Raw genomic sequence first — 17,973 nt, 5'->3', positions numbered from 1 at the left:
GCAATGAACGTGCGAAAGACATGGCTGTCCGCGATGGCGACGGTGGCCGTCGCGACACTCGCCCTCACGGGCTGTTCCGGTGGCGGCAGCGAGCCCGCCGACGAGAACTCGCTCGAGATGTGGCACAACTCGACGACCGGCGACGGCAAGGCGTATTGGGACGAGGTCGCGGCCGCGTTCGAGGCCGAGACCGGCGTGAAGGTCACGATGACCTCGGTGCAGAACGAGGACATGGACGGCAAGCTGCAGACGGCGTCGAACTCGGGCGACATGCCCGACATCTTCATGGCGCGCGGCGGCGGCAAGCTCGCCGACTTTGTGGACGCGGGCGTGGTCAAGGACATCACGGGGCTCATCTCCGACGACGCGAAGACCGCCTACGGCGACGCCGCCTTCAGCGCGTTCACGGTCGAGGGCGCGACCTACGGCATGCCCGTCGCGGTGCTGCCGCAGGGCATGTTCTACAGCGAAGACCTGTTCGCCGACGCCGGCATCACCGAGGAACCCGCGACGATCGACGAGCTGAACGACGCCGTCGCGAAGCTCAGGGACTCGGGCGTCGAGCCCATCGCCCTCGGCGCGAAGGCCGCCTGGCCGGCTGCCCACTGGTACTACGGCTTCGCGCTTCGCGCGTGCTCGGAGGAGGTCCTCCAGAACATCGCGGTCGACCAGGACTTCAGCGACCCGTGCTGGCTCGAGGCGGGCCAGGACCTCGTCGACTTCGCCGCGACCGAGCCGTTCAACAACGGCTTCCTCACGACCGACGCGCAGGAGGGTGCCGGATCCTCGGCCGGCCTCGTCGCAAACCACAAGGCCGCGATGGAGCTGATGGGCGGCTGGGACGCGGGCGTCATCGGCTCGCTAACCCCGGACGGCGAGCCCCTCGCCGACCTCGGCTGGTTCCCGCTCCCGGCGACCGACGGGGGAGCGGGCGACCCCACCGCCATGATGGGCGGCGTCGACGGCTACTCGTGCTCGGCCGACTCGCCCAGCACCTGCGAAGACTTCCTCAACTTCTTCGCGCAGACGGAGTGGCAGGAAAAGTACGCCGAGGCGTTCGACGCGATCCCGGCGTCGAAGGACGCGCAGTCGGTCGTGACCGACCCCGCCCTGCAGGAGATGATGGCCGCCTACAACGATGCCGGCTACATCGTGCTGTGGCTCGACACGCTCCTCGGCCAGAACGTCGGCAACGCCCTGAACGCGGCGGTCGTCGAGACCCTCGCCGGATCCGGCACCGCCGAGTCGATCGTCGAGGCGGCCACGCAGGCGGCGGCGCGCGGTTAAACGATGACCGAAACGGCAACACTCGTGGCACCGGCCGGGGCGGCTCACCGCGCCCCGGCCCGGGCCGATTGGCGAAAGCGCGGTGAGATCACGCTGCTCGCGGGCCCCGCGATCCTCGTGTTCGTCACCTTCGTGATCCTGCCCGTCGCGATGGCGGCCTTCTACGGCTTCTTCCGATGGAAGGGTTTCGGTTTCCCCGACGACTTCGTCGGGCTCGACAACTACATCTCGATCCTGAAGGATCCGACCTTCCGCTCGGCGGTCGGCCACAACTTCTTCATCGTGTTCGCCTCGCTCATCCTGCAGGGCCCCCTCGCGATCCTCTTCGCCCTGCTGATGAACCAGAAGATGCGCGGTCGCAGCCTCATCCGCGTGCTGATCTTCGTGCCCTACGTCATCAGCGAGGTCGTCGTCGGCACGGGCTGGTCGCTCATGCTGCAGGACGCCGGCGCACTCAACTCGTTCCTCGAGAAGATCGGCCTGGGCGACTGGGCGCAGTCGTGGATCGCGAGCCCGAGCATCGCGATGGGCACGCTGATGTTCATCATCAGCTGGAAGTACATCGGGTTCGCCGTGATCCTCATGCTCGCCGGCCTCCAGTCGATCCCGGAGGAGCTGTACGAGGCCGCCGCGATCGACGGCGCCAGCTTCTGGCAGACCCAGTGGCGCATCACGCTGCCGCTCCTCGGGCCGACGATCCGCATCTGGGCGTTCCTCTCGATCATCGGCTCGCTGCAGCTCTTCGACCTCGTCAACATCATCTGGGGCCAGTACGTGGCGGCGACCGCGGGCACCTCGACGATGGCGACCTATATGTACCTGAACGGCCACCTCGCCGGTAACTACGGCTTCGGCAACGCCGTCGCGGTGCTGCTGTTCCTCATCTCGCTCGTCGTGGCCCTCGTGTACCAGCGCTTCGCGCTGAACCGCGACACGGCGGGTGCCCTCACGGGCGATAGCGGAAAGAAGAAGCGATGACCACCACGGCAACCGCGATCCGCGTGGTGCGGCCGCGGCGGGGCGCGACGCGCTCCGCCGGGCCCTGGGTGTACCTCATGGCGACGATCCTCGTCGCGATCTGCATTGGCCCCGTGCTCTACGTCATCATCGGTGGCTTCCGCACGAACGCGCAGATCACGCAGGATCCGTCGGGCTGGCCCTCGCCCTGGGTGTTCGCCAACTATGGCGACGTGCTCACGAGCAGCGAGTTCTGGCTCGCGATGGGCAACTCGACCATCTCGGCGGGCGTGACGACGCTCGGCACCGTCGTGCTCGGCGTCATGGCGAGCTACGTCATCGCGCGGTACGACTTCATCGGCAAGGGCGCGATGTACTCGCTCTTCGCGGCGGGGCTCATGTTCCCGGCCACGGTCGCGATCACGCCGCTGTACCTGCTGATCCGCAACCTCGGCCTCGTGAACTCGCTCGCCGGCATCATCCTGCCGCAGATCGCGTTCGCGCTGCCGACGACGATCATCATCCTCGTGCCGTTCCTCCGCGCCATCCCGAAGGAGCTCGAGGAGGCCGCCTCGATCGACGGCGCCAGCCGCCTCGGCTTCTTCTGGCGCATGGTGATCCCGCTGAGCCTGCCGGGCGTCATCACGGTCGCGATCCTGTGCTTCGTCACGACGTGGAACGGTTACATCCTGCCGCTGTTCATCCTGAGCGACCAGTCGCTCTTCACCCTGCCGCTCGGCGTGCAGAACTTCGCCTCGCAGTACTCGGTCGACACAGCCCGCGTGCTCGCCTACACCTCTCTGTCGATGATCCCCGCGCTGATCTTCTTCAGTCTCTTCGAGAAGCGCATCGTCGGCGGCCTGACGGGCGCCGTGAAGGGATGACCCCGTGACCGAATCCACCCGCGTGCGAGACCTCCTCGCACAGATGACCCTCGACGAGAAGGTCGCGCAGCTCGTCGGCTACTGGCTCGACCAGAACGGCGAGGTCGTCGCCCCGCTCGCCGACGAGATGGGCAGCGGCGATGGCCGCTCGCTCTCCGACATCACCCGCCACGGCATCGGACACTTCACTCGCGTGTACGGCACCCGGCCGGTGGATCCGGCGGCCAGGGCCGCCTGGCTCGTCGCCGAGCAGCGCCGGCTCGTCCGCGAGACGCGGCTCGGGATCCCGGCCCTCGTACACGAGGAGTGCCTCACGGGCCTCGCGGCGTGGAAGGCAGCGACCTTCCCGACGCCGCTCGCCTGGGGCGCCTCTTTCGACCCTGAGATCGTCGAGGAGATGGCCATCGCGATCGGCGACTCGATGCGCGAGCTCGGCGTGCACCAGGGGCTCGCTCCCGTGCTCGACGTGATCCGGGATCCGCGCTGGGGGCGCGTCGACGAGTGCATTTCCGAGGATCCGTACCTCGTCGGCACCGTCGGCACCGCCTATGTGCGCGGGCTGCAGAGTGCGGGCATCGACGCGACGCTCAAGCACTTCCTCGGCTACTCGGCCTCGCAGTCGGGCCGCAACCACGCGCCCGTCCACGCGGGGCCGCGCGAGATCGCCGACGTGTTCCTGCCGCCGTTCGAGATGGCGCTGCGCGACGGCGGCGCGAGGAGCGTCATGAACAGCTACACCGAGATCGACGGGGTTCCCGTCGCGTCGTCGCCCGAGCTGCTCACCGAGCTACTGCGCGGCGAGCTCGGCTTCGAGGGCGTCGTCGTCGCCGACTACTTCGCGGTCGCGTTTCTCGAGAAGACCCACCAGATCGCCGCCGACCGCGGCGAGGCGGCGGCGCTTGCGCTTGAGGCCGGCATCGACGTCGAGCTGCCGACGGGCGACGCCTACCTCGAGCCGCTCGTGGCGAAGGTGCGCGCGGGCGAGGTGCCCGAGGCATTCGTCGACCGCGCCGTGCTGCGCGTGCTCGCGCAGAAGGAGGAGCTGGGGCTGCTGGATCCCGGAGCCTTCGACGCCGACGCGCCCGCTACCATCGACCTCGACACGCCGAGGCACCGCGATATCGCGCGGCGGCTCGCGGAGGAGTCGGTCGTGCTGCTCTCGAACGACGGCGTCTTGCCGATCGCGCCCGCGACGCGCATCGCCGTCATCGGCCCGAACGCCGACCGCGACGAGGCGCTGCAGGGCTGCTATTCGTTCGCGAACCACGTGCTGGCGAACCACCCCGGCACCCCCGTCGAGGTCGACATGCCGACGGTGCGCGAGGCGCTCGCCGAGTCGTTCGACGTCGCCTACGCCCGCGGCTGCGACGTCGAGGGCGACGACCGATCGGGCTTCGACGAGGCGGTCGCGGCGGCGGCATCGGCCGAGGTCGCGGTCGTCGTCGTCGGCGACCAGGCCGGGCTCTTCGGCCGCGGCACCGTCGGCGAGGGCAACGACGCCGAGTCGCTCGACCTGCCGGGCGTGCAGCGCGAGCTCGTCGAGGCCGTCGCCGCGACGGGAACCCCCGTCGTCATGGTGCTGTTGACCGGCCGCCCCTACGCGCTCGACTGGGCGCTCGCGGGCGGCGGCCCCGCGGCCGTCGTGCAGGCGTTCTTCCCGGGCGAGGAAGGCGGGACCGCGCTCGCGCGGATCCTCGCCGGATCCGTCGTCCCCTCGGGGCGCCTGCCCGTCTCGCTGCCGCGATCGGCCGGATCCCAGCCCTTCAGCTACCTGCACGCGCCACTCGCGGGGCCCTCGGGGGTCACGTCGACCGACTCGACGCCCGTGCGGCCGTTCGGCTTCGGGCTGTCGTACGCGTCGTTCGCCTACTCCGACTTCTCGTGCGAGGCCGGCGACTCGATCGTCGCGCGCGTGACGGTCACGAACACCTCGGGCGTCGCGGGCGCCGAGATCGTGCAGCTTTACGGCCACGACGTCGCGGCCTCCGTCACGCGCCCCGTCGCGCAGCTGCTCGGCTACGCGCGCGTACCGCTCGCGGCCGGCGAGTCGCGCACCGTCACCCTCGACGTGCCGGCGTCGCGCTTTGCGTTCAGCGACCGCCGCATGCGCCGCGTCGTCGAGGCGGGCGAGGCGGAGGTCTGGATCGGCACCGACGCGGCGACGGAAGCGACCGATCGCGCGACAATCACGCTCGCCGATCGCGTCGTGACGGCGAACGACCGCCGCGTCGTCGGGGTGAGCCTCACGGAGGTGGGCGCGAGCGCACGATAAGCTTTCGCCCACAACCTAAGGTGGGGGAGCGATGGCGAGCGGATCGAATGTGGAGGGCGTGCGGCGCGCGAACCTCGGAGCAATCCTGCGGCTCGTGCATCACGTCGGTCCGCTCTCCCGCGCGAGGCTCACCGCCGATACCGGCCTCAACCGGTCGACGATCGGCGGCCTCGTCACCACCCTCGTCGAGCATGGCTTCGTGCGGGAGCAGGATCCGGATCCCACCCGCCGCGTTGGCCGGCCGTCGCCGACGGTCGTGCCGGCCGACGACGTCGTCGCGATCGCGGCGAACCCCGAGGTCGACGCGCTCGAGGTGGGCGCCGTCGGCTTCGGCGGCCGCGTGATCTCGCGCTCCCGCATCGACACCGACCACGTGCTGACGCCCGAGGAGACGGCCGAGCACATCGCCCTCACGGTCGCGGGCTGGGGGCACCTACGGCAGGCGCGGATCCTCGGCATCGGTATCGCCGTGCCCGGCCTCGTGCGCGCGAGCGACCGCCTCGTGCGCAACGCCCCGCACCTCGGCTGGAGCGACGTCGACCTCGCCGCGCTCGTCGCGGCGCGCACCGATCTCGCCACCGAGGTCGGTAACGACGCCTCGCTCGCCGCCATCGCCGAGTGGGTCTTCGGGGCCGCGCGCGGGCACAGCAACGCCATCTACCTCAACGGCGGCGCCAGCGGTATCGGTGGCGGCGCCATCCTTCGCGGCGAGAGCCTCGGCGGCGCCAGCGGGTACGCGGGCGAGTGGGGCCAGAACCGGCCCAGCATCGACGACGACGCCGACCGGTGCGTGCCGGGCGGAACGCTCGAGGACGAGGTCAACCGCCGCCGGCTCTTCGAGGCCTACGGCGTGCGCGACGACGCGGCGCTCGCCGCGGGCATCTCGCGCCTGCTGTCGGCCGAGGCCTCGCGGCAGCGGCGGATCCTCGCCTCGACGCTCGCGAACGCAGCCAACACCATGAACCCATCGCGCGTCGTGCTCGGCGGGTTCCTCGCGGCGCTCCGCGAGGCCGACGCCCGCGCGTTCGACGAGTCGGTGCGCGCGCAGATGCTCGGCGCGCCGGCGGAGGACCTCACTATCGCGCCGGCGGCGCTCGGCGCCGACCGCCTGCTCATCGGCGCGGCCGAGCTCGTCTTCGAGCGGCTGCTTGCGGATCCGCTCGGCGCGCCCTAGAGCCCCGCGACGACCGCGTTGTCGAGCTCGTCGGTGTCGACGCCCGTGCGGCCCGCCTTCGCCGTGAGCAGCACCCACGCGACGCCGTGGTCGGGGTGCACGACGAACTCGGTGCCGGCCCAGCCGCCGTGCCCGAAGCCGTCGGTCGAAATGAGGCCAGGCCCGCGGTTTCGCAGGTTGAAGGTGAAGCCCCAGTCCTGCCCGCGCTCCGCGGGGTAGGGCTCGAGGCGAGCCATGCCGCCCGTCACGGGGCGGCGCATGAACTCGAGGCCCGCGGGCGTGAGGACCCCCGGCGTGCCGCGCGCGGCGGTGCGCAGCAGGTCGGATCCGAGGCGCAGCAGGTCGTCCGCGCGCGCGAAGAGGCCCGCACCCGGGTCGCGGTTGGCGACGAGCTGCGCGAAGTCGAGGCCGGATCCGTCGATGCCGTCGACCGGCACGTAGTCGGCGGGGTCGAGCGTGATGCCCGTCGCCCCGATCGAGGCGGCCCACTCGGCGAGCCCCGCGTCCCACGCCTGCCCCGTCGCGTGCTCGTAGAGCGCCGCGATGCCGGTGTAGCCGAGCGTCGAGTACCGCGAGGCGGTGCCGGCGCGGAAGTCGCGGCCGCGCGCGAGGAGCTCCTGCGCGAGCGGAACCGCCGTGTCGAGCGGCGGCTCGCTGATGCCCGAGGAGTGGCTGCCGAGGTGCCACAGCCGCACGACGTCGTCGCGGCCTGAGCCGAAGCCCGGCACGGCGTCGGAGAGCGGGGTATTCGGAGTCAGCAGCCCGCGCTCGATCGCGCGGGCCGCCGTGATGCCCGTCAGGACCTTGGTGATCGAGAACAGGGGATACGTCGCGTCTGCCGCGACGCCCCCGAAGCTCTCGAGCGCGATCGTGCCGTCGGCGTTCGCGATGCCCAGGACGGCGTGCGGCAGCCGCCCGTCGTCGACGTGACGCCGTGCCCATGCGAAGGCGGCGGAATACCTGCTCATGCGTGCCCTTTCGGCGGTGGGGTAATTCCTCACTTCCCCCCTCAACCCGTCAATTCTCCGCGCGGTCATCTGCGAATCGCAGATGACCGCGCGGAGAATTGCAGAAATGGGGGTTAGCGGAAGCGGATGCCGAGGCCCAGGGCGGGACCGCCGGAGGCCACACCATCGGCGATCGTGAGGCCCGTCGGCTCGACGAGCGCGCCGAGCTGGGCGAAGCCCGCGTCCTCGACGTCCTCGACCCACGTCGCGACCGGCAGGGTGTAGGCCAACTGGCTCGACAGCTCCGGCAGCAGGTGCGGCGCGAGGCCCACGCCACGGTCGGCGGCGAGGGCGGCGATCTCGAGGAACGGTGTGATGCCGCCCACGCGCACGATGTTCGGCTGGATCACGTCGACCGCGCCCGCGTCGATCGCGTCGCGGAACTGGTAGACCGTGTGGCGGTTCTCGCCGAACGCGATCGGCACGTCGATGCGCTTGCGCAGCTCCGCGGCGCCCGCGATGTCGTCGGCGCGCAGGGGCTCCTCGATCCAGGCGGGTTCGAACGGGGCGAGCTGCGCCATCGCGGCCGTCGCCTTCTCGAGGTCCCACCGCTGGTTCGCGTCGATCATGAGCGTGCGGTTGGGGCCGAGCACCTCGCGCACCGCCGCGACGCGCGCGACGTCGCGGGCGATGTCGGGGCTGCCGACCTTGAACTTCACGGCCTGAAAGCCGTCCGCCACCCAGCGCTCGGCCTGCGCGACCAGCTCGTCGAGCGAGTAGTGCAGGTTGACGCCGCTGCCGTAGGCCGGAAGCGAGTCGTGCGTGCGGCCGAGCAGGTCGGTGACACTCTTCCCCTCGCGGCGGGCCGCGAGATCCCACAGCGCGAGGTCGAGGCCCGCGAGCGCGATCGTCGTGATGCCGCCGCCGCCCGCCTCGTGGAGGTGCCTCCAGGCGCCCTTCCAGATCTGCGGATCCGCGTCCTTGCCCAGCGCGAAATCGGTGATGTCGTGCGCGATCAGCTGGTGCACCGCGTGCGCGCCGATCGTCGGGGTCCACGAGAAGCCGAAGCCCGTCGCGCCGTCCGAGTCGGTGACGATGACCTCGATCACGTGGATCTCGGTGACGTCGGCGCCCCACGGGCGGGAGAGGGGGATCCGGACGAGGCGCGTGTCGACCGCCGCGATGGTCGCGCTCACGCCGTGACCCCCTCGCGCACGAGCTCGTCGCGCCAGAGGCGCTTCGCACGCCAGCCGAGCAGCTGCTCCGCGTTGTCGCTCGAGAACACCGACTGCGTGCCCGAGAGCTGGTCGGCAGCCCCCGCCGCGGCCGGTAGGTACTGGCGGATCCCGTCGGCGGTGTCGCCGTCGTAGAGCGCGTCGGGCGCGCCCACGAAGAACGTCGAGCCATTGGGCACGTCGTCGGCCTTCCGGATCCACGCGTCGACGAACTCGCCGGCGTCGCGCGCGTCGACGTAGTTGAACAGCGCGACGGCCGACAGCTCGGGGTTCGCGATGCGCTCGGCGACGGTGTGGCCCTGCTGGGTCGGGGCGCCGGCCCACTCCTCGGGGGCGATCACGTAGCAGGGGCGGAACGCGCCGAAGCGCGTGCGGTGGCCGTGCTGGCGCACCGCCATCTGCACGATCTGCTCCATCGCGACCTTCGAGGCGCCGTAGCCGTTCCAGGGCGCGGTCGGGTGCTTCTCGTCGAGGGGGAGGTACTGCGGCTCCCAGCCGCTCGGCGAGCCGTAGCCCATGACGGTCGGGCTCGAGGCGAGCAGCATCTTCGTGGCGCCGGAGGCGAGGGCCGCCTGCAGCACCGACCACACGAGCTGCGTGTTGATGCGGTAGATATCCGGGTCCGGGAGCGCGCCCGGAACCGCGATCGCGGCGAGGTGCACGACGGCATCGGGGCGGATCTCGGCGAACGCGGCGGCCGCGGCGTCGAGGTCGAGCAGGTCGACCGAGAGCTGCGTCGCGGGCATGCCCTCGAGCGAACCCCGGTCGATCGAGACGACCTCGTGGCCCGCCTCCGCGAGCGCCGTGACGACGCTGCGGCCCAGGCGACCGGCGCCGCCGGTTACGACGACGCGGCTCATGCTGCGTCACCCTTCAGGGCGCTGGCCGCGGGGCCGAGGTCGAGATCGGCGATCTTCACGGGCTGGCCGTTCTCGAGCGAGGCGTTGCCGGCGACGCCGACGACGACGCTGCGCACGCCGTCGGTCCAGTCAGCGGTGAAGCCCAGCGGATCCTCGGCCGCGCCGTAGAACACGTCGTTCAGCAGCTTCTTGTCGCCGCCGCCGTGGCCGCCCTCGCCGTTGACGATCGGGATCTCGTAGGCGGGCTGGAAGTGCTTCTGCACGACGAGCTTCTCGAACTCGGGGCGGCTGTCGTCGGACTGCACGTCGTCGGGGTTCGCGCTCGGGTCGACGACGGTGCCGCCGGACTTGTCGCTGTGCACCATGCCGCGCTCGACGACCGTGAGCTCGGCGCGGCCCTTCGTGCCGTTGACGGCGACGGTGTAGCCCTCCCACGGCGAGTGGGCGTTGAGCGAGTAGCTCATCGTCGGGCCACCGACGTAGTCGACGACGAGCGACAGGTTGTCCTCGATCGAGATGTTCTCGTCGAACACGTCGCGGTCGCGCAGGTAGCCGTCGTGCTCCTCGTTGTCGAAGTAGAGGCCCTTGAGCTTCTCGTCGGCTCGCATGTCGAGGCTGAACGCGTCGGTGCGCGGGTCATCGACGGATCCGCGGCTCGCGCGCTCGCCGAGGCCGCGATGCGCGGCGTTCTCGGCGCCGTAGAAGCGCAGCCCGCCGGAGGCGTAGACGCGCGAGGGCACGTCGTTAATCCACCAGTTGACGAGGTCAAAGTGGTGGCTCGACTTGTGGATGAGGAGGCCGCCCGAGTGCTCCTTCTCGCGGTGCCAACGGCGGAAGTAGTCGGCGCCGTGCGCGGTGTCGAGCACCCACTCGAAGTGCACGCTCGTGACCTCGCCGATCTCGCCCGAGGCGATGACGCGCTTGAGCTCGGCGTTGCGCGGCGAGTAGCGGTAGTTGAAGGTGATCGTGACCTTGCGGCCCGTGCGCTCGGCCGCCTCGGCGATCGCCTCGATGCCCTCCTCGTTGATGGTGAGCGGCTTCTCGACGATGGCGTGGGCGCCGGCCTCGAGCGCCGCGACGACGTACTTGGCGTGGAGGTAGTCGGGCGTCGTCACGATGACGGCGTCGATCTTCTCCTCCGCGACGATCGCGTCGAGCTCTTCGGGGTCGAAGCGGCGGGGCTGGCCAATGCCGGGCGAGGTCTTCTCGTGCCAGTCCTGGCGGCCGGGGTTCGTGTCGGCCCAGGCGACGAGCGTGCCAGCGTCGGCGTGGCTCTCCGCGAGGGCTCCGATGTACATGCCGGCGCGGCCGCCGGTACCGATGAGGGCGAATCGACGAGTCATGCGTATCTCTCCAGTGAGTTAGTGGCGGGCGAGGGGGAGGGGGCGCGTGCGGCCCCGGACGGTTGTGGAGGGCCAGGCGGCGTCGAGGCTCAGAACCTCGATGCCGGCTGCGGTCGCGAGGACGGTGTCCTCGAGCTTGGCGCCGGGTACCCACGGGTTCCACGCGACGGCCTGGTGCGCCGAGACGGCGGCGTCGAAGCCGGGCGTGACCTTCGGGTCGCGGCCGACGTAGCCGGTCGGGCCGCCCTGGTGATGGCGGGCCCAGGCGTCGTCGCCGAAGCCGTGGCGCGCATACGCGGCGCGCAGCTCGTCGAAGACCGAGGCGAACGAGGCGCCCGGCACGGTCGCGTCGAGGATGTCGGCCTCGACCTCGAGCAGGCGCGCCTCGGTGTCGGCGAAGCGGTCGTGATCGGCGAACGTCACCCAGCGGCTCATGCTGACGTGCACGCCGTCGCGCACGGTCGTGATGACCGCCATGGCGCGCTCGCCGAGGGGCGCGTCGGTCGGGATCGGGTGCTGCACGGATCCGCGGGACGCGCCCGCCGCGAGCAGCACGCCGGGTTCGGCGCCGATGCCGTAGGCGAGCTCGGCGAGATAGCCGGCGAGCTGCCGCTCGCTCCATGACGGATCCGCGCCCTCGAGCGCGGCGGTCACCGCGCGGGCGGTGTCGGCGCCGAGCGCGCGGTAGCGCTCGATCTCGGAGGGCAGGAGGTCGGCGCGCGCGTCGCGCAGCGCGGCGCCGAGCTCGGCCTCGGCCGCGGCCGGGACGGGCGACTCGGCAAGGGCGCCGTACCAGGGGATCTCGCGCCACGCGACGTCGCCCGCGACCTCCTCGTCGCGGAGGCGGTCGATCTCGTTGGCGAGGGCGGTGACGGTCACGGAACCGTCGGCCTCGACGGTCGCGGAAAACACCGGGGCGCCGCCGAGCGGAACGGCCGTGCGGGCGCCGTCGAAGAGCCAGGCGAGCGCCGCGGCGGAGGTGAGGTGGACCGCGGGGCGGCCGTGGTCCGACAGGATCGTGCGGATTCGGTCGACCTTGATCGTGTGGTCGGGGTTCGCGTCATTGCGATAAGCCATGGGTCCTCGTGGGTTTCGAGAATGAGTGGTCGGATGTCTTCCAAGAAACGATAGCAGAAACCGGTTTCTGATGTAATCTTGCTGGCATGGATCGACTCAACGGTGAGCACACATATCGGAATCCCATCCTCGATGCCGACCTGCCAGACCCCGACGCCATCCGCGTGGGCGACCGCTACGTCATGATCGCGTCGAGCTTCAACCGCGCGCCGGGGCTGCCGGTGTACGTGTCGACCGATCTCGTGAACTGGGATCGGGTCGCCGACGCGCTCCCGGGCGGCAACGAGCCCGCCGAGTGGTTCGCGCTCCCGCGCCACGGCCAGGGCGTCTGGGCCCCGTCGATCCGCCACCACGACGACACCTATTACATCGTCTACCCCGACCCCGATCAGGGGATCCTCGTCGTCGCGGCGCCCGAGCCCGAGGGGCCGTGGAGCGCGCCGCACCTGCTGCTCGGTGGCCTCGGCCTCATCGACCCGTGCCCGCTCTGGGACGACGACGGCTCGGCCTACCTCGTGCACGGCTGGGCGAACTCGCGGGCGGGCAAGAAGAACATCCTGACGGTCGTGCCGGTCGACGCGGCGCTCCGCGAGGCGACGGGCCCCGCGCGCGACGTGATCGACGGCGCCGACATCGACGGCTGGGGCACGATCGAGGGCCCGAAGTTCTATCGGCGCGATGGCTGGTACTGGATCTTCGCTCCCGCGGGCGGCGTCGCGACCGGCTGGCAGGCGGTGTTCCGCTCGCGCGATGTGTTCGGCCCGTACGAGGAGCGCAACGTCCTCGAGCAGGGATCCACCCCCGTCAACGGGCCGCACCAGGGCGCGTGGGTCACGGCCGTCGATGGCCGCGACTGGTTCCTGCACTTCCAGGACCGCGGGCCGTTCGGCCGCGTCGTGCACCTGCAGCCGATGGCGTGGGGCGACGACGGGTGGCCGGTCATGGGCAAGGCGGTCGACGGCGGCCCGAGCGAGCCCGTGCTCGAATACCCGAGCCCGCATGGCATGCCCCAGGGATACCGCACCGTCGCGCGGAGCGACGACTTCGCGGGCGGCGTCCCCGGCCCGACGTGGACCTGGCAGGCCAACCCCGCGGCCGACGCGATCGCGCCCGGCGAGGGTGCCCTGCGGATCCGGTCGGGCGACGACTCGGGCAACCTCCGCACGCTGACGCGCGTGCTCGGCCAGCCGCTTCCCGGCATGGCGTCGCGCGCGAGCGTGCGCGTCGACCTCGACGGCGGATCCGGCACCCGCGCGGGCCTCGCGGTGCTCGGCTACGACTACCTCTGGGCGGGCGTCGCGCACGGCGACGCCGGCGCCGAAGCCGTCGTCGCGGTGCGCCGCCGGGGCGACATGGCCGAGCGCGTCGCCCTGCGGATCCCCGTGAGCGAGAGCGTCGAGGTCGCGATCGAGTGCGCCGCCGACGCGTCGCTCGTCGCAGAGCTGACGACCGCCGGCCACACCGTGCGCGTCGACCCCGACTTCGTCGCCTCGGAGGGGCAGTGGATCGGCGCGGAACTCGCCATCTTCGCCGGGCACGGCTACGGCGCGGATCCGGCGACCGCGGCCTTCAGCTCGTTCCGTGTCGATCTCGCAGAGGATTAACGAATGACTCCGAAGAGGCACGGCCGAGAAACCACCATTTCTGACATCGCCGCGGCGGCGGGGGTGTCGAAGGCGACGGTGTCGCGCGTGATGAACGGCGTCTCGACGGTCAACGAGCAGATCGCCGAGCGCGTGCGCGCCGCGGTCGCCGAGCTCGGGTACTCGCCGAGCGCGACGGCGCGCTCGCTCTCGCTCGGCGAGAGCCGCACGATCGGGGTGGTCGTGCCGGACCTCGCGAACCCCATGTTCCACCAGGTGCTCCACGGCCTGAACTCCGCCGCCGAGCGCGATGGCTACCGCGTGCTCGTCGCCGATACGCGCGAGCACCGCGAGCACGAGGTCGAGATCGCCCGCGACATCCGCAACCGCACCGACGCGATCGTGCTCTTCGCGCCCCGAATGGACCGGTTGACGATGCTCGACCTGCTGCCGAAGATCGACCCCGTCGTCGTGTTCAACCGCACGACGGGCAAGCGGGCGGGCTCGGTGCTCATCGACTACGCCGAGGGCATCGGCGCCGTCGCCCGCCACCTCATCGAGCTCGGCCACACCAAGATCGCCTACCTCGCCGGACCCGCCCAGGCGCGCTCGAACATGGCCCGCCGCGACGGTCTCGCGGTCGTCGCCGCCGAACACCCCGAGGTCGAAATCATCACGGTCGAGTGCGGCTCGTCGTTCGAAGACGGCTACGCCGCCTGGCCCGACGTGCGCGAGACCGGCGCGAGCGCCGCCATGGCGTTCAACGACGTCGTCGCGCTCGGCTTCCTCGGCCGGCTGGCGGAGGAGGGCGTGCGCGTTCCCGACGACCTCTCGGTCGCCGGCTTCGACGACATCCCGTTTTCGCAGTACTCGTCGCCGAGCCTCACGACCATGACGGCGCGCCTCGGCGACGTCGGCGAGAAGATCTGGTCGACGCTCCTCGAGCAGATGCGCGGCACGGCCGACCTCGAGCCAACCTCGTTCGCGCCGAAGCTCACGGTGAGATCCAGCACAGGAAAGAAGAAATGACCACGACACTCCGCAATGCCGCGGGGCGCGACATCGTCACACTCCACAGCGGCGACGACATCGATCCGGGCCACGCTCCCCGCCCCTTCATCACGGTCTCGACGCCGGGCGGCATCGAGGTGACCGAGACGGCGCCGGGCGACCACCTGCACCACCTCGGCGTGAGCGTGACGACGCCCGACGTGTCGGGCACCAACTTCTGGGGCGGCAGCACCTTCGTGCGAGACGTCGGCCCGCAGATCCTCGACAACCACGGCCGGCAGGTCGTGGAGGCGGAGTCGGTCTCGCCGAGCCGGTACACCGCGACCGTCCTGTGGCGCGACCGCGACGACGAGCCGATCATCTCCGAGGAGCGCGAGATCCGCGTCGACGACGTCGACGGATCCACGATTCTCGTGTGGCGCTCGCGCCTGACCGCCCTCCGCGAGGGCGTCAGCATCGGCAGCTCGCAGACCAACGGGCGCCCCGGCGCCTTCTACGGCGGCATCTTCTGGCGGGCGCCGTTCGGCACCGCCGAGGTGTTCAGCGCGGCGGGCGAGGGCGTCGATGCCGCGCACGGATCCACGTCGCCGTGGATCGTCGTCGCGGGCCCCGACGCGAGCCTTGTTGCGGCTTCCGCCTCGCGCCTGCCGTGGTTCGTGCGCGCGGACGGATACGTTGGATTCTGCCCCGCACTCGCCTACGACGAGCGCCGACGCCTCGAACCGGGGGAGCCCCTGGAACTCGATCTCGTCGTCGCGCTCGTCGACGCTGCGGACGACAACACCATCGAACGCGCTCTTCAGAGCGCTCTCTCCCTGACGACATCGGAGGTCGCCGCGTGAACGCCCCACGACTCGCACTTATCGGAACCGGCGGTCATGGCCGCACCCACGTCGAGAAGGGGCTGAAGCTCCACACGGAGGGCCGCGTGCGCCTCGTCGCGGTCGCGGATCCGAACCCGCCCGCGGCGGAGGACCTGCCGGACGGCGTCGCGCGCTTCACCGACGGCGCCGACCTCATCGCTGCGGGCGGCGTCGACATCGTCGTCATCTGCACCCCCATCAACACGCATTTCGACTTTGCCTCGGCCGCACTCGAGGCGGGCGCCGACGTGCTGCTCGAGAAGCCCACGACCGCGACGCTCGACGAGTTCGAGCGCCTGCTCGCGATCGCCGACCGCACGGGCGGCCTCGTGCAGGTCGGCTTCCAGAGCCTCGGATCCGACGCCCTCGACATCATCCGCGGCCGCGTTGCCGCGGGCGACATCGGCGAGGTCGTGCGCTACAGCGCGACCGGCGCGTGGCTGCGCAACGAGGCCTACTACGCCCGCTCGGCGTGGGCCGGCCGCCGCACGCTCAACGGCCGCGTCGTCGCCGACGGCGCCCTAACGAACCCCCTCGCCCACGCGAGCGCGACGGCCCTGGCCCTCGCGGGCGCGACGCGCCTGGAGGACGTGAAGTCGCTCGAGCTCGACCTGTGGCGCGCCAACGACATCGAGGCCGACGATACATCGGTCGCGGTCTTCGACCTCGAGGGCGATGTGCGACTCACGACCGCCGTGACGCTCGCGGCGCCGTCGCAGAAGCCGCCCTACGTCGACGTCGTCGGCACGAGCGGCACGCTGCGGCTCTGGTACACGAGCGACGACATCGACCTGCTCGGCGCGAACGACGAGGTCCTCGAGCAGTCGCACGTCGGCCGCCGCGACCTCCTCGAGAACCTGCTCGCGGCCCGCGACGGATCCGCGACGCTGTTCTCGCCGCTCGCTGAGACGGGCGCGTTCATGCGCCTCGTCGAGGGCGTCATGCAGGCGCCCGCGCCGAAGCTCGTCGCCGACGGATCCGCAACCCTCGTCGACGACGAGAACGGCCGCCACCTCGTGATCGAGGGCATCGAGGAGGAGCTCGAGCGCGCGCTGCGCCTCGAGTCGACCTTCACCGAGCTGGGAAGCGAGTTTACGCGAGTCTCATGACCGGTTCACTCGAACGGCTCATCGCCCAGGCCGCCGCCCACGACATCTCGATCCACTCGATCGAGGTCTCGGAGGGCGGCGCGCTCGTCTATAGCGCCGGCGCCGCGGGCATGGGCCCGCACGTGCCGCACCGCCACTACTCGATCTCGAAGTCGTTCACGGCGATCGCCGTGCTCTCGCTTGCCCACGAGGGCAAGCTCGCGACGAGCGACCGGCTGCTCGATCACTTCCCCGAGAAGCGCCCCGTGCACCCGCTGCTCGAGCTCGCGACGATCGACGACCTGCTGTCGATGCGCACGCCGTACACGGGCACGACCTACACCGAACAGTCGCCCGAGTGGCTCGAGAGCTTCTTCCGCACCGAGCCCTCGCACCGCCCCGGCACGCTCTTCCACTACGACACGAGCGCGTCGTACGTGCTCGCCGCGCTCGTCGAGCGCATCGAGGGCAAGGCATGGGAGCAGGTGCTTCGCGAGCGCGTCTTCGCGCCGCTCGGCCTCGGCGAGGGCATGCGCATGATCACGAGCCCCGAGGGCATCGCCCACGGCGGCAGCGGCATGGTCGCCCGCCCGCGCGACCTGCTCGTCATCGGCGAGATGCTTCTCGGCGGGGGAGAGCGAGACGGCGTGCGCGTGCTCCCGCGCGAGGTCGTCGACGAGCTCGTGCGTCGGCGCGCGAACACCGAGATGATGGCGTGGGGATCCACGCACCGCTTCGGCTACGCCGCCCAGACCTGGCTGCCGGGGCGCGGCGGCTGGATGATGGTCGGCCTCGGCGGACAGTACGTCTACGGCGACCCGGATCGCGGCCTCGTCGCCGTCATGACGGCGAACGCGCAGGGCTGCAACGCCGGCGATAACCGCCTCAGCACGCTCCTGCTCGAGGCGCTCGACGAGCCGCTCGGCGACGCCCCCGCGTCGATCGCGTGGCCCGCGCCGCCGCACGATCCCTCCTTCGCGCGCGAGGTGCGCGGATCCGTGCGCGCCGTCTCCGGATCCGGGCTGCGCTCGCGCATCGCGCTCGAGCTCGCGCCGGACCGCGTGACGTTCGACGGCATCGAGATCGCATTCGACGTGACCGCCGGCGAGGAATGCCCCATCGAGGTGCCCGGCGTCGGCCGCGGCATCGTGACGGGCGGCTGGAGCGAGCCCGGCATCTTCGACGCTCGCATCGATGTGATCGGCGACGACATCGCGCGCCAGCGCGTTCGCATCGTCGTGACGGACGATGGCCTCGTGACGATCGAGGCGCAGGGCCACGGCCCCGGCGCTCCCGGCGGCTGGACGGGGCGGGGCACCTACCAGCTCTGAGCTCTGACCGCGCACAAAAAGATCGCCGCGACCGAAAGGGTCGCGGCGATCTTTCTGTGCG

15 protein-coding genes are annotated in these 17,973 nt (G+C 71.3%); 10 read left to right on the top strand and 5 right to left on the bottom strand.

Features of this window, described 5'->3' with window-relative positions; translation table 11 throughout:
- Positions 1-3: 3 nt before the first annotated feature.
- From DTO57_RS05760 to DTO57_RS05740, 5 genes are read left to right on the top strand one after another with little or no spacing between them, the layout of a single operon-like run.
- Positions 4-1,287 (top strand): ABC transporter substrate-binding protein, encoded by a 1,284-nt coding sequence (locus DTO57_RS05760; RefSeq protein ID WP_114117206.1) that lies wholly within the window; start codon positions 4-6, stop codon positions 1,285-1,287.
- A gap of 3 nt (positions 1,288-1,290) precedes the next feature.
- Positions 1,291-2,265 (top strand): carbohydrate ABC transporter permease, encoded by a 975-nt coding sequence (locus DTO57_RS05755; RefSeq protein ID WP_114117205.1) that lies wholly within the window; start codon positions 1,291-1,293, stop codon positions 2,263-2,265.
- Positions 2,262-3,128: a carbohydrate ABC transporter permease gene (locus tag DTO57_RS05750; protein WP_114117204.1), complete on the top strand. Its 867-nt coding sequence runs from the start codon at positions 2,262-2,264 to the stop codon at positions 3,126-3,128. The genes DTO57_RS05755 and DTO57_RS05750 overlap by 4 nt, the downstream gene beginning before the upstream one ends.
- 4 nt (positions 3,129-3,132) lie before the next feature.
- Positions 3,133-5,400, top strand: a complete 2,268-nt coding sequence (locus tag DTO57_RS05745; RefSeq protein WP_483403562.1) for a beta-xylosidase/alpha-l-arabinosidase — start codon at positions 3,133-3,135, stop codon at positions 5,398-5,400.
- A gap of 31 nt (positions 5,401-5,431) precedes the next feature.
- On the top strand, positions 5,432-6,574 hold the full coding sequence (locus tag DTO57_RS05740; RefSeq protein ID WP_114117203.1) for an ROK family transcriptional regulator: 1,143 nt from the start codon (positions 5,432-5,434) through the stop codon (positions 6,572-6,574).
- Here DTO57_RS05740 and DTO57_RS05735 read toward each other — a convergent pair.
- The 5 genes from DTO57_RS05735 to DTO57_RS05715 all read right to left on the bottom strand — a co-directional run bounded on the left by DTO57_RS05735 (position 6,571) and on the right by DTO57_RS05715 (position 12,036).
- On the bottom strand, positions 6,571-7,542 hold the full coding sequence (locus DTO57_RS05735) for a serine hydrolase domain-containing protein (protein WP_114117202.1): 972 nt from the start codon (positions 7,540-7,542) through the stop codon (positions 6,571-6,573). The genes DTO57_RS05740 and DTO57_RS05735 overlap by 4 nt on opposite strands.
- Before the next feature lie 113 nt (positions 7,543-7,655).
- Positions 7,656-8,717 carry a mandelate racemase/muconate lactonizing enzyme family protein gene (locus DTO57_RS05730; RefSeq protein WP_229730520.1) on the bottom strand — a complete coding sequence of 354 codons (1,062 nt, stop codon included), beginning with the start codon at positions 8,715-8,717 and terminating at the stop codon, positions 7,656-7,658.
- On the bottom strand, positions 8,714-9,616 hold the full coding sequence (locus tag DTO57_RS05725; protein ID WP_114117201.1) for an NAD-dependent epimerase/dehydratase family protein: 903 nt from the start codon (positions 9,614-9,616) through the stop codon (positions 8,714-8,716). Before DTO57_RS05725 ends, DTO57_RS05730 begins: the two co-directional genes overlap by 4 nt.
- Positions 9,613-10,959 (bottom strand): Gfo/Idh/MocA family protein, encoded by a 1,347-nt coding sequence (locus DTO57_RS05720; RefSeq protein ID WP_114117200.1) that lies wholly within the window; start codon positions 10,957-10,959, stop codon positions 9,613-9,615. Before DTO57_RS05720 ends, DTO57_RS05725 begins: the two co-directional genes overlap by 4 nt.
- 18 nt (positions 10,960-10,977) lie before the next feature.
- On the bottom strand, positions 10,978-12,036 hold the full coding sequence (locus DTO57_RS05715; protein WP_114117199.1) for a M24 family metallopeptidase: 1,059 nt from the start codon (positions 12,034-12,036) through the stop codon (positions 10,978-10,980).
- 86 nt (positions 12,037-12,122) lie between these two features.
- On the opposite strand from DTO57_RS05715, the gene DTO57_RS05710 reads away from it, so the two are divergent.
- Genes DTO57_RS05710 through DTO57_RS05690 form a run of 5 tightly spaced genes read left to right on the top strand, consistent with a single transcriptional unit; the run spans position 12,123 to position 17,912 of the window.
- A complete protein-coding gene (locus tag DTO57_RS05710; protein WP_114117198.1) occupies positions 12,123-13,640 on the top strand; it encodes a glycoside hydrolase family 43 protein in 1,518 nt (505 codons plus the stop codon).
- 3 nt (positions 13,641-13,643) lie between these two features.
- Positions 13,644-14,648, top strand: a complete 1,005-nt coding sequence (locus DTO57_RS05705) for a LacI family DNA-binding transcriptional regulator (protein ID WP_114117197.1) — start codon at positions 13,644-13,646, stop codon at positions 14,646-14,648.
- Positions 14,645-15,472: a DUF6807 domain-containing protein gene (locus DTO57_RS05700; protein ID WP_114117196.1), complete on the top strand. Its 828-nt coding sequence runs from the start codon at positions 14,645-14,647 to the stop codon at positions 15,470-15,472. Before DTO57_RS05705 ends, DTO57_RS05700 begins: the two co-directional genes overlap by 4 nt.
- Complete coding sequence (locus DTO57_RS05695) at positions 15,469-16,602, top strand: Gfo/Idh/MocA family protein (protein ID WP_162785670.1); 1,134 nt, start codon at positions 15,469-15,471, stop codon at positions 16,600-16,602. The genes DTO57_RS05700 and DTO57_RS05695 overlap by 4 nt, the downstream gene beginning before the upstream one ends.
- A complete protein-coding gene (locus tag DTO57_RS05690) occupies positions 16,599-17,912 on the top strand; it encodes a serine hydrolase domain-containing protein (RefSeq protein WP_114117194.1) in 1,314 nt (437 codons plus the stop codon). Before DTO57_RS05695 ends, DTO57_RS05690 begins: the two co-directional genes overlap by 4 nt.
- The last annotated feature ends 61 nt before the right edge of the window (positions 17,913-17,973 follow it).

Source organism: Microbacterium sorbitolivorans (genome assembly GCF_003327285.1).
GTDB lineage: Bacteria > Actinomycetota > Actinomycetes > Actinomycetales > Microbacteriaceae > Microbacterium > Microbacterium sorbitolivorans.
This window is presented reverse-complemented; position numbering and strand designations above follow the sequence as displayed.